The sequence below is a fragment of the [Clostridium] colinum genome, assembly GCF_940677205.1.
GTDB lineage: Bacteria > Bacillota > Clostridia > Lachnospirales > CAG-274 > Tyzzerella > Tyzzerella colina.
Window position 1 is genome coordinate 120,315 of sequence record NZ_OW712331.1, and the last position, 12,011, is coordinate 132,325.

Annotated in this window: 11 protein-coding genes and 1 other annotated feature (1 of these 12 only partly in view); of the genes, 5 read left to right on the forward strand and 6 right to left on the reverse strand. The window is 26.8% G+C overall.

Annotated features, from left to right (window positions below):
* Positions 1 to 13 (reverse strand) — a binding site (T-box leader); it reaches 202 nt to the left of the window's first position.
* 187 nt (positions 14 to 200) lie between these two features.
* A complete protein-coding gene (locus NBW53_RS00565; protein WP_250278197.1) occupies positions 201 to 1,757 on the forward strand; it encodes a nitrite/sulfite reductase in 1,557 nt (518 codons plus the stop codon).
* A gap of 154 nt (positions 1,758 to 1,911) precedes the next feature.
* On the opposite strand, the gene NBW53_RS00570 is transcribed toward NBW53_RS00565, so the two are convergent.
* From NBW53_RS00570 to NBW53_RS00580, 3 genes are all read right to left on the reverse strand, one after another.
* Positions 1,912 to 2,118: a DUF1858 domain-containing protein gene (locus tag NBW53_RS00570; protein ID WP_250278198.1), complete on the reverse strand. Its 207-nt coding sequence runs from the start codon at positions 2,116 to 2,118 to the stop codon at positions 1,912 to 1,914.
* A gap of 25 nt (positions 2,119 to 2,143) precedes the next feature.
* Positions 2,144 to 2,746, reverse strand: a complete 603-nt coding sequence (gene lepB / locus NBW53_RS00575; RefSeq protein WP_250278199.1) for a signal peptidase I — start codon at positions 2,744 to 2,746, stop codon at positions 2,144 to 2,146.
* A gap of 321 nt (positions 2,747 to 3,067) precedes the next feature.
* Positions 3,068 to 5,566, reverse strand: coding sequence for a methyl-accepting chemotaxis protein (locus NBW53_RS00580; RefSeq protein WP_250278200.1), 2,499 nt, complete (start codon positions 5,564 to 5,566; stop codon positions 3,068 to 3,070).
* A 339-nt stretch (positions 5,567 to 5,905) separates the two neighbouring features.
* On the opposite strand from NBW53_RS00580, the gene NBW53_RS00585 reads away from it, so the two are divergent.
* From NBW53_RS00585 to NBW53_RS00595, 4 genes are all read left to right on the forward strand, one after another.
* Complete coding sequence (locus tag NBW53_RS00585) at positions 5,906 to 7,288, forward strand: cation:dicarboxylate symporter family transporter (RefSeq protein ID WP_250278201.1); 1,383 nt, start codon at positions 5,906 to 5,908, stop codon at positions 7,286 to 7,288.
* Between the two features lie 75 nt (positions 7,289 to 7,363).
* Positions 7,364 to 8,698, forward strand: coding sequence for a CoA-disulfide reductase (locus NBW53_RS00590; protein ID WP_250278202.1), 1,335 nt, complete (start codon positions 7,364 to 7,366; stop codon positions 8,696 to 8,698).
* A gap of 12 nt (positions 8,699 to 8,710) precedes the next feature.
* The gene (locus NBW53_RS10090; RefSeq protein ID WP_330651620.1) at positions 8,711 to 8,866 is read left to right on the forward strand and encodes a hypothetical protein; all 156 of its coding nucleotides are present in this window, start codon (positions 8,711 to 8,713) and stop codon (positions 8,864 to 8,866) included.
* Positions 8,867 to 8,900: 34 nt separating this feature from the next.
* Positions 8,901 to 9,986: an L-cysteine desulfidase family protein gene (locus NBW53_RS00595; RefSeq protein WP_330651621.1), complete on the forward strand. Its 1,086-nt coding sequence runs from the start codon at positions 8,901 to 8,903 to the stop codon at positions 9,984 to 9,986.
* A gap of 235 nt (positions 9,987 to 10,221) precedes the next feature.
* Here NBW53_RS00595 and NBW53_RS00600 read toward each other — a convergent pair whose 3' ends face one another.
* Genes NBW53_RS00600 through NBW53_RS00610 form a run of 3 tightly spaced genes read right to left on the reverse strand, consistent with a single transcriptional unit; the run spans position 10,222 to position 11,993 of the window.
* A complete protein-coding gene (locus NBW53_RS00600) occupies positions 10,222 to 10,533 on the reverse strand; it encodes a YbjQ family protein (protein WP_250278203.1) in 312 nt (103 codons plus the stop codon).
* 17 nt (positions 10,534 to 10,550) lie between these two features.
* Complete coding sequence (locus tag NBW53_RS00605) at positions 10,551 to 11,720, reverse strand: class I SAM-dependent methyltransferase (protein WP_250278204.1); 1,170 nt, start codon at positions 11,718 to 11,720, stop codon at positions 10,551 to 10,553.
* 12 nt (positions 11,721 to 11,732) lie between these two features.
* Positions 11,733 to 11,993: a YlmC/YmxH family sporulation protein gene (locus NBW53_RS00610; protein WP_250278205.1), complete on the reverse strand. Its 261-nt coding sequence runs from the start codon at positions 11,991 to 11,993 to the stop codon at positions 11,733 to 11,735.
* Positions 11,994 to 12,011: the final 18 nt, after the last annotated feature.

The window sequence follows — 12,011 nt, forward strand, 5'->3', positions numbered from 1 at the left end:
TCATAGCATTTAATAATATGATTTTATATATATTATTCTAATTTGTCAATATATTTTTTTAATATATTTAATTTTTTTAAAACAGATTATATAATAAAAAGTTTATGGGTATCATTAATATATATTATATATTGTAACATTGACTTTTAAAAAATAGGGGTGCTATAATTAAAAAAAGCTTATTGAAAGGGGAAAAGGTTATGTCAGATTTAAAAAAATTTTTAGAAAATGAATTGGAAATATTAAGAGAAAAAGGTAATAAATTTTTAAAAAGAGAAATTACAATGCACGAATTTAAAAAAGAATCTGGCAGGTTTGGTATTTATGCTGAACGTGGTGGCGAATCTTTTATGATACGAATAAAAATACCTTTTGGTATATTTACAACTAAAGCTATTGAGCTTACACAATATTTTATGAAGAAATATAACATAAAATATATTCATATTACAACAAGACAAGCTATCCAGTTTCATCATTTATCATTAGACACTGTTTTAGAAATATTTAAAGAAACTTTAGAAAATGACTTTATAGGTTATGGTTGTGGAGGCAATTTTCCAAGAAACGTAACAATATCACCACTTTCTAATGTTGAAGTTAATGAATGTTTTGATGTTATACCTTATGCAAAATATACAACAGACTATTTTTTACAAAGAATGGATACTTATAAGTTACCTAGAAAAATAAAAGTAGGTTTTTCTAATAGTAACACTGATTTGTCTAATGTAACTGTAACAGATTTAGGATTTTTAGCCACTATAAAAGATAATAAAAAATACTTTAAAGTTTTTGTGGCCGGAGGATTTGGTAAAAACCCTCAAATTGGGCTAGAGCTACCGCAACTGATAGAACCTAAAGACATTTTATATTATGTAGATGCCCTAGTAGAGCTTTTTAAAGAAAATGGTAATTATGAAAATAGAAATAAAGCAAGAATAAGATATATTTTAAAAGAAAAAGGAAATGAAGAATTTTTAGCTTTGTACAATAGTTATATAGAAAAGTCTAAGGAGAAAGATTTAGATGTAGAAGAGCCTAAAGAGATTATTATACCAGAGGCTAATGAAGGTACGTTAGAAGAAAATAATAATATTATAGCACAAAAGCAAAAAGGAAGATATACAGTTGTTATAAAACCTATTGGTGGATTTTTAGATTTAAAAGATTTTAATAATATTGTTAACTTTATACAAAATACTAAAAGTAAAGATTATATATCTTTAATAGCTAGTATGGAAGAAAGTTTTTATGTAAATAATCTTGATGCTAAAGAAGCTAAGGAGCTTTTGGATTTATGTAAAGAATTTAATGAAACAACTAAGTTATCACAAAGCTTAAGTTGTATAGGTGTGCCTGTTTGCCAAATAGGGTTAATAGAAAGCCAAAGTTTATTAAATAACATAATAGAGCATTTTAAAAATAATAACTTAAATAAAGATTTATTACCTAAAATTCATATATCAGGTTGCCCTAATTCTTGTAGTAGACACGAAGTTGCTATGATTGGCTTTATGGGTAAAAGAAGAATGGTAGATGGAGAAATAGTAGACGTATGTGAGCTTAGTATAGATGGTGGATTTACAATAGGCAATACAAGATTTGGAAAAGTAGTATGTGATATCTTATCAAAAGATATACCTATATTTTTACAAGAAATATATGAAAGTTTAGATAATAAAAATATAAAATTTGAAGATTTTAAAGGTACACAAGATTTTAATAATATATGCGAAAAATATACTGTTAAATAATATATAATTATGATTACAGGTATTAATTAGAATTATTTAAAAGATATAGAAATTTAGGTGTTTTAAATAATAAAATAATTTTTTATATTAATTTAAAATTTATAGAGATAAATACTTATAAAGGGTGTAGAATTTATCTACACCCTTTATAAAATTACTGAACTGTTTTTAAATATTCATTTATACTGTTTACTAATTCATCACAGTTTAGATAGTGAACTTCACAAGCTTCTTCTAATGTTTCTAATTGTGAAGAAGGACAACCTAAACAATGCATACCAGCATTCATCATAATAGGGAATACGCCTTTGTCTAAATTTAATACATCTATTACTTTCATATCTTTTGTTACTTGTTTCATATTTTTAAACCTCCATTATTTTAGATTATTTATCCCATAAAGCTTCTATTTTAGGATAATATTTAAATAAAACTTTGCCTAATATATTGTCTTCAGGCAAAAATGTATTTTCCCAATATCTAGAATCTTGAGAATCATTTCTATTATCGCCCATCATAAAGTAGCTATTTTCAGGCACAGTATATGGACCAAAGCTACCTAACATATCTTCCATAATATAATCATCAGGTAGTGGTGTTGTACTATCGTTTATAAATACTTTACCATCTATAATATTTACTGTTTCTCCAGGTAGACCTATTATTCTTTTTACATATAAAGTTTTTTCGTGGTCTGGAGCTTTAAATACAATTATATCGCCTCTTTGTGGCTCAGAAAAAAGATAGGATAGCCTAAAAGCTATTAATCTATCATTTGGCATAATAGTATTTTTCATAGAACCAGTAGGAACAACAGCATTTACAATTATAAAGTGAGTAATAATAAATGCAGTAACTACTGCAATAAGAATAGTTTTTGCAATTTCTATTAAATCTCTTTTTATTTTTTGACTTTTTGTTGTAACAATATTTTCATCTAGATTATCTTTTTTATTATCAATTTCACTTTTTTGAGATTTATCACTCATATTAAACCTCCTAAATTTTATAAGTCTATATAATTATACCATTGTAAACTAAAAATGTAAACATTAATTAAGTTATTTTGTTATAAAATATAGAATATACTTAAGAAAAAATAAAGAATAACATTTAACTTCACTTTATATTTAAAAATTCTAATAATAAAAAGCTTTGCTTTACATTATTTAAAAATACAGATGTTTAATGACTTTAGCCATTGTGTAAGAAAATCAAATTTAAAAAAATGTACTCGCGGTAATAATAAAATTATCACGAAGAAAAGGTGTAGACTTTGTCTACACCTTTATTTAATACTTTTACATTTTTTAATATTTACCAAAATCTAAACTTTCATTAATAATAATGTCAGTTTCATCATCTAATATAATTAAATCATCAGATGATAAATCTATATTAATAGATTTATTTTTATTAGTTGTAGGTTTATTTACATTTTCTGTGTTAGATTTATTATTGTTAGTTGTAGGTTTTTGATTTTCTATTTTATTATCAATTATAGGTTTGTTAGAATTAGTATTTACATTAACAATATCAACTTTTTTATCATCATTTTTTAATTTAAAGTCTGCAACAGATGCATAAAATACTTCAGCTTGACTTGCTAATTCTTCAGATGAAGCAGCAGACTCTTGGCTTGTAGCCGTATTATTTATTGTTACATATGCTATTTTAGATATAGCATCAGCAACTCCGTGTATAAATTTTTCTTGTTCTAAAGAAGATTTAGCAGAAGAATCTATAATTTTAGATATATCTTCTATTTGTTGTACTATAGTAAGTAAGGCATCAGCAGTTTGATTAGCTATTTTAGAACCTTCAGCTACTTTTTGAACAGAACTTTCTATAAGTTCTGTTGTTTCTCTAGCGGCTTGTTGGCTTCTAGCAGCAAGGCTTCTAACCTCCTCTGCAACAACTGCAAATCCTTTACCGTGTTCACCAGCACGAGCAGCTTCAACAGCAGCATTAAGAGCTAGTATATTTGTTTGGAAAGCTATATCATCTATAACTTTAATAATATTTGATATACTACTAGAAGCATTATTAATATCTTCCATAGCATTAAGCATACTGTTCATTTGTTCGCTACCTTTAGAGGCATTTTCTCTAGTTTCTATAGAAAGTTTATTAGCTTTATTAGAGTTTTTACTATTTTCTTTTATTTGGTCTTCAATATCTGACATAATGTAAGTAAGTTTTTCAACAGATTCTGTTTGTTGAGTAGCACCTTCTGCTAAAGATATACTAGATTCAGATATTTGTTTAGCACTTGCAGAAACTTGCTCTGCAGAATCTATAATGTCTCTTGTAAGAGCATTAAGATTTTCAACAATTAAGTTTACAGATTTTTGTATAGTTTTAAAATCACCTAAATATTCTCTATTAATAGAAACGTCAAAGTTTTTATTAGCCATTTCGTTAAGGATAGTTGAAATTTCTAAAATATAAGAATTGATACTTTGACCAGTAGAATTTACAGATTCTTTTATTTTATTAAACTCACCTTTATAATTAGATGATATTCTGTAGCTAAAGTTACCTATAGAAAATTCGTTAAGTGAATTTTGAACTTCTTTAATAGGACCTACTATTTTGTCTATAAATTCATTAAGACCATCTAATAATAATTTCCATTGTCCATCATATTGTGTACTATCTAATTTATATTCTAAGTTACCATTTATAGCTTCATTTACTAAAGAATTTATTTCTGTAGATAATGTTTTTAATGTTGTTTGAATATTTTTTAAAGCGTGTGTAGAAACATCTTTATCTCCTGGAAGTTCTTTAATATCGTTATCAAATTCTCCATCTTCTATTTCTTTAATACAATTTGCTACATATACAGAGTCTTCTACTAACCCATTAACTGCATTGTTTATATCTTCTGTTGCATCTTTAAAAGCACCGCTATATTTTTGTGTATTTATTCTATAACTAGTTTCACCCATTTCTAAATGTTCAGAAAGGCTGTTAATATCATCTATAATACATTGAATAGTGCCAGACATATTTGCTATAGAATTTGAAAGATCACCAAGTTCATTTTTAATATTACTACGAATATCTACATCTAGATTACCTTTTAATACCTCTAAAGCAGCATTTTTAATTTTTGCTACAGGTTTTGTTATTGACCTTGATAAGCTTATCATAAATAAATATATAAGAGCAACAATAACTATAGTTAATACAAATAAATTTGTAGTTATACGGCTAATATTTTTAGAAGATGTATTTAAATCATTTACCATTATAGAAAAAGTTAAATCTGGTAAGGAATATAATATGTCAAATAACTGTTCAATAGTAGTTGTAGTAGATGCATCTTTTTCGGCAACTTTTTTTAAATCACCTTGTTCAGAAAAATTAATATACTCTAAAACACCTTCATAGTATTCATCTAATAACACTAATGCGCTATTATATTTAGATATTAAATCATTTTTTAAGGATTCACTATTATTATCAATATAAAATTCATTTAAATTTGATAAGTAATTTTCTAAAATATTACGAGATTTTTCATATGCTAATGTAAGATTATTTCTAGCAGTATTGAATTCTTTTTTTGCAATATAAGAAATAGTTTGATATGCAACAAATCTAATATTTACAATATTTGGTATAGAGTTTATAATGTCATTATTTACATTTTGTACAGATTCTATTTTAGATACAAAATTTTTATCGAGTTTTCTTAAAGCACCGCTACCATAAAACCCCAAAGTTACAACTAATATAGCTAGTATTGTAACTACTACTCCAAACCTAACTTTAAGTTTTAGATTTTTATAAAAATTCATTTTAACCCACCTCTTTAACATTTTATTATTTTTTTACATTATAATATATTTTTTAACAATAAACAAGTAAAAAAATTAAAAAAGTTAAATTTTACAAATAATTTATATATAAGATAAAAGTATCAATAAAAGTATAATTAAACATAATTATTAAAATATGATAATATATTATATAAAGTAAAAAAAATATTGTGTAAATTATATATAAAAATATTTTCAAAATATGACTTTAAAACTTATGAAAGTGCAAATTGTATATACATTATTGACAAAATTATGTAAAACTAGTAAAATATTGTTATTAATAAGTATTTTTAAATTATAGAAAGAGGGAAAACTATGGACTCAGTATTTTTCAAAGAATTTTTAATGATTAGTGAGATAAAAACGGTTGTTTTTATATTTGTTTTATTTGCACTTTTCTTTGGTATGAAAATGATTGAAAAGAAAAAAGTAGCATTTTCTACTAGGATGATTATAGCAACAGTAGTAGGTTTAGTTTTAGGGGTTGTTATACAAGTAGCATCAGGGTTTGCAAAGGACTCAATGGAAATTACATTTGTGGTTGAAACAACTAAATGGTATAGTTTATTTGGAAATGGATTTATCGATTTAATACGAATGTTAGTTATACCTTTAATTATGGTTTCTATAATACACGTTATTGTTAATATGAAAGAAGGCGCTAACATTGCTAGCTTTACTAAAAAAACTTTGATAGTAACAGTTGTTATGGTTTCTATATCTGTAATAGTAGGTTTAACTGTTGGTAATTTATTTAAAGTAGGAAGTAGTATAACAGTTGAACAAGGTAGTGCTGAAATAAAAGAAGTAACAACTATTGTTGATACATTAAGAGGATTAATACCTTCTAATCCTGTAAAAGCTATGGTTGATGTTAACATTATTGCGCTTGTTATTATATCTGCTTTCTTTGGTATTGGTGCAAAACGTATGAGCAAAAAATATATGGACGTTGTTAAACCATTTATTGATTTAATTAACGCTTTACAAAAAATTATTATGAGTATAGCTATGACGATAATTAAATGGATGCCATATGCAGTTATTGCACTTTTAGCAAATACAATTGCACAAAGAGGTATTGAAAGTATTAAAGAAGTTGGCATATTTATAGTAGCTTTATATGTATCCGTTATAATTATGTTTATTATCCAACTTATAGCAATATCTTTATTTGGCATTAACCCTATAATATATCTTAAAAAAGGTGTAGCTGTTATGGTATTAGCCTTTACATCACGTTCTAGTGTAGGTTGTTTGCCTCTAACAATTGAAACATTGGTAGATAAAATGGGTGTTAATGATGGTACGGCAAGTTTTGTAGGTGGATTTGGAACAACAGCTGGTATGCAAGGTTGTGCAGGTGTTTTTCCAGCTTTATTGTTAGTTTTTGTATGTAATGTTACAGGTAGACCTATGGATATTACATTTATTGTTATGGCTTTAGTTGTTATAGTAATTGGTTCGTTTGGTATAGCAGGTATACCAGGCACGGCTACAATGGCAGCATCTGTTGCTTTATCTGGTATAGGTATGGCTAGTCTTTTCCCAACTATTAGCCCTATATTAGCAATAGACCCTATTATTGATATGGGAAGAACGTTATTAAACGTTACAGGGTCTATGACAAATGCTCTTATTGTAGATAAGAGTTTAGGTCAACTTAATATGGAACATTTTAAAGATATGAGTAAATAATAATACAATATAGTTTTAGCATCTTTGTCTTTGATAAAGATGCTAAAAAAATAGCATTACAAAGGAGTGTATATAATGAGAGTTATTGTTATTGGTGGAATAGCAGCGGGAATGAGCGCAGCGGCAAAATTTAGAAGGCTTGACAAAGATGCTGAAATAAAAGTATATGAAAAAACACCTATTGTTTCTTTTGGTGCTTGTGGATTGCCTTATTTTGTAGGAGGATTTTTTGATAATGAAAATCAAATGATAGCAAGAAGCCCAGAAAAGTTTAAAGAGTCTGGCATAGATATAAGCGTAGAACATCAGGTTATAGCAGTAGATCCAGTTAATAAAAAAATTAAAGTAAAAGATTTAAAAACAGATAATGTTTTTGAGGATAGTTATGATAAATTAATGATAGCAACAGGAGCTTCTGCAATAATACCACCTATTAAAAATTTTAATATTGATAATGTGCATACTCTTAAATCAATGGAAGATGGAAAAATTTTAAGAGAAAAAATGAAAGATAATTCTATTAAAAAAGTTGCAATAATAGGTGCAGGATTTATAGGGTTAGAGGCAGTAGAAGCGGCTAGAGAATATAATAAAGAAATATCTGTATTCCAGTTAGAAGATAGAATTTTAAAAGAAGTGTTTGATAAAGAAGTTACAAGTATATTAGAAGAAGAGCTTAAAAATAAAGGTGTAAATTTATTTTTAAATAGTAAAGTAGTAGAATTTAAAGGAGATAGCAAAGTAAATAAAGTAGTTACAGAAAATGAAGAAATAGAGGCAGATTTAGTTGTATTGGCAACAGGTGTAAAACCTAACACAGAATTTTTAAAAGATACAGGCATTAAAATGCTTAAAAATGGAGCTATCGTTGTAGATAAACAAGGTAAAACATCTATTGAAGATATATATAGTGCAGGAGATTGTGCAACAGTTACACATCTTTTAAAACCAGAACCAACATATATACCGTTAGCAACAGTAGCTAATAAATTTGGGCGTATTGTAGGTGAAAATCTTGGTGGCAAAAATATGGAATATGAAGGTAGCTTAGGCTCTGCTTGTATTAAAGTGTTAGATATAGAAGCTGGTAGAACAGGTATTACAGAAGAAGAGGCTACAAAATTAGGTCTTAACTTTAAAACAGTTTTTGTTACAGATAAAAATCAAACAGATTATTATCCAGGGCAAGAAGAAATATCTATAAAGCTTATATATAATGCCGATACAAAAGTTATTTTGGGAGCACAAGTTGTAGGGAAAAAAGATGCTGTGCAAAGAACAAATGCTCTTGCAGTAGCTATCTATGCAAAAGTTACAACAGAACAACTAGGTATGATGGATTTTTGTTATTCACCACCTTTTGCAAGAACGTGGGATGTTTTAAATAGAGTAGGTAATGTTGCTAAATAAAGGAGCTATTTTATGGAAAAAGCATTGTATGATAATTATATCCAAATATTAAAAGAAGAATTAGTTGTTGCTATGGGTTGTACTGAGCCTATATCAATAGCATATGCAGGAGCTAAAGCCAGAGAAGTTTTAGGAAAAAAAACCAGACCAAATTATAGTAAGATGTAGTGGAAATATTATAAAAAATGCAAAATGTGTTACTGTGCCTAATACTAATGGGCTAATAGGAATAGGTGCAAGTGCTATAACAGGGGTATTGGCAGGAGATGCAACAAAAGAGCTAGAAACTATTAGTTTATTAGATGCTAAATATTTAGAAGAAATAGAAAGACTTATAAATACAGATTATTGTATAGTTATGTTATTAGATACACCTATTAGTTTACACGTTATTGTTGAGGTATATAGCGGTGAAGAAAGTGCCTCTGTTGAGATAAAACAAACGCATACAAATATAACAAAAATAGTTAAAAATGATGAAATAATATTTAGTCAAGAAGAAAGTGAAGATAAGTATCTTGGTGTATTTGTAGATAGAAATACGCTACATGTAAAAGATATTTATGATTTTGCTAATAATGTTAATTTAGATGATGTAAAAGAGCTTTTAGATAGCCAAATAGAAAAGAATTTTGCTATTGCAAAAGAAGGTATAAAAGGTGCATATGGAACAGGTATAGGGAAAGTTTTATTAAACCATTATAGCGATGATATAACTATAAAAATAAAAGCATATACCGCAGCAGCCTCTGAGGCAAGAATGAGCGGTAGCCCTATGCCAGTTGTTACAAATTCTGGTAGTGGAAACCAAGGAATAACAGTTTCTGTACCTCTTGTAGTGTATGCTAAAGAAAAAAACATAAGTAAAGAAAAGCTTTATAGAGGCTTAGTTTTGTCTAACCTTTTGGCTATACACCAAAAAACGCTTATAGGTAGATTATCTGCTTTTTGTGGAGTTGTATCGGCTGCTTGTGCAAGTGGTGCGGGCATAACATATTTAGCAGGAGGTAACTTAAAACAAATAGAGGACACTATAACAAATACATTAGCTAATATTTCTGGCATAGTTTGTGATGGAGCAAAGCCGGCTTGTGGAGCAAAAATAGCATCTAGCTTAGATGGGGCTTTAATGGGACATTATTTAGCTATGGAAAATAAAGTTTATAAAAATAATACAGGAATATTAAAAGATGATGTGGAAAAAACTATAAATGCAGTAGGTCGTCTTGGTAAAGAGGGTATGAAACAAACAGATACAGAAATATTAAATATAATGCTTGATAAATAGTAATAAAAGGCAGTAGATATTATCTACTGCCTTTTATATTGTAATAATTTCATTATTACTAATAAGTTTTATATTTACGAAATAAATCTTCGTTTTGTGATTTTAATTTTTTAACATTTTGTATTTAAAAATATAAAGATAAATTTAGGACCATAATAATATCTAAAGACTTAAACTGTAGATATTATTATGGTCTTTTTGATAAAAATTAAACTAATTGTACGCCAAAACTTTATTATATAAATTTTACTGCAGTACCATAGCACAATATTTCAGAAGCACCTTGCATAACAGCACTAGAAGAATAGTGTATTCCTAAAACAGCGTCTGCTCCGAGTGCTTTAGCTTGTTCTATAACACGTTCAGTAGCTTGTTTTCTAGCTTCTTCTAACATTTCAGTATAACCTTTAAGCTCTCCACCAACAATAGTTTTAAAAGAAGCGCCAAGGTCTCTACCTATATGTTTAGATTGTACTGTACTACCTTCAACTAAACCTAAAACTTCAAAATTTTTATTTGGTAACATTTGTAATGTAGATAATATCATAATATTACCTCCTTTTACTAAAAATAATTTTTCAATAATTTGTATATTGTAGGGTCTACGCCAAAATTATACAATATTTTTTCAAATTCTTCAATATTTTTAACATTTTTTTGGAAATTTTTATTTTTTATTGCTTTAATCATTATATTTTTTGGAGTATGTTCCATATCTATAAATTCTATAATATTTGTTTTATATCCACATAATTTTAGGGCTTCTGCTCTTAAAGAGTCTGTTAGGATAGAAGAAAAACGCTCTTTTAATATGCCATAGCCTAACACACAAGAAAGGGTATCATTTTTTATTTGTTTAAAAAGTTCGTGTTGACAACAAGGCACACTTAATATAACATCACAATTTAGCTTTACACCAAAATATATAGCGTAGTCTGTTGCAGTATCACAAGCGTGGAGAGAAATTATCATATTAACTTTTTCGTTTTCATCAATATTTTGTATGTCTTCATTAAAAAATTGTAAGTTTTTAAAACCAAACTCTTTTGCTAGATTGTTACAATGGTCTACAACATCTTTTTTTAAATCATACCCATTTATAGTAACATTTTTTTCTTTTATATTATTAAAATAATGATACATGGCAAATGTTAAATAGCTTTTTCCACACCCCATATCTATTATTTTAGCATTTTTAGGTAAATTTTCTTCTATATCTTTAATCATTTCTAAAAATTTATTTATTTGTCTAAATTTCTTTTGTTTATGGCTTACAACAATACCATTTTTATCTATAATACCTAGTTTATAAAGCCAATCTACAAATTCGCCATCTTTTAGAATATAATTTTTAGTTTTATTATGACTTTGAGGAACAGTATCTACAATAGTGCTTTTTTTAACACCAGTTATTTTAAAATTACCTTTTTTATTCATCAATAAAGTAAGACTATTATTAGCTAATATATCACATTGTTTAAAATTTTCAGTCATAATAGATATTATCTTTTGTAATATTATATTGCTATCTTCTATATTTTCATGTATTACTTTTTTATCTATATAATAAGAAAATTGAAAATATATTTTATTTTTTAACGTAATTTTTTTAATATCAATTTTTTTAGGTAAATTTTCACCTTTTTTAATAGGATTACTTATAATAGCTTTTGTTAAATAATCTATGTTTATAAAATCTTTTAGTTTTTCTAAAATATTATCTTTTGTTATCATTATAAAATCTCCTTATTTTACATCTCTTAATACACAATCTACATCTACATCTACTAAAATTATATCATCACCTATTTTTTTTATATCACACCAGTTTATTACATACTCTGTTTCTTTTCCAAAAAAACCAAGCATTTTACAAGGACCAGCTATAATAATTTTTAAAACACAACCAGTCTTAATATTTATTTCCACATCGGTAACAAAGCCAAGCCTTGCACCATCTTTTATATTTATAACTTCTTTTTGTCTTAAATCTTCTAAACGAGCCATAAAAATCACCATTACCTT

Coding starts and splice junctions, on each gene's coding strand:
- NBW53_RS00565 (WP_250278197.1), top strand. CDS start 201: ATGTCAGATTTAAAAAAATTTTTAGAAAATGAATTGGAAATATTAAGA.
- NBW53_RS00570 (WP_250278198.1), bottom strand. CDS start 2,118: ATGAAACAAGTAACAAAAGATATGAAAGTAATAGATGTATTAAATTTA.
- lepB (WP_250278199.1), bottom strand. CDS start 2,746: ATGAGTGATAAATCTCAAAAAAGTGAAATTGATAATAAAAAAGATAAT.
- NBW53_RS00580 (WP_250278200.1), bottom strand. CDS start 5,566: ATGAATTTTTATAAAAATCTAAAACTTAAAGTTAGGTTTGGAGTAGTA.
- NBW53_RS00585 (WP_250278201.1), top strand. CDS start 5,906: ATGGACTCAGTATTTTTCAAAGAATTTTTAATGATTAGTGAGATAAAA.
- NBW53_RS00590 (WP_250278202.1), top strand. CDS start 7,364: ATGAGAGTTATTGTTATTGGTGGAATAGCAGCGGGAATGAGCGCAGCG.
- NBW53_RS10090 (WP_330651620.1), top strand. CDS start 8,711: ATGGAAAAAGCATTGTATGATAATTATATCCAAATATTAAAAGAAGAA.
- NBW53_RS00600 (WP_250278203.1), bottom strand. CDS start 10,533: ATGATATTATCTACATTACAAATGTTACCAAATAAAAATTTTGAAGTT.
- NBW53_RS00605 (WP_250278204.1), bottom strand. CDS start 11,720: ATGATAACAAAAGATAATATTTTAGAAAAACTAAAAGATTTTATAAAC.
- NBW53_RS00610 (WP_250278205.1), bottom strand. CDS start 11,993: ATGGCTCGTTTAGAAGATTTAAGACAAAAAGAAGTTATAAATATAAAA.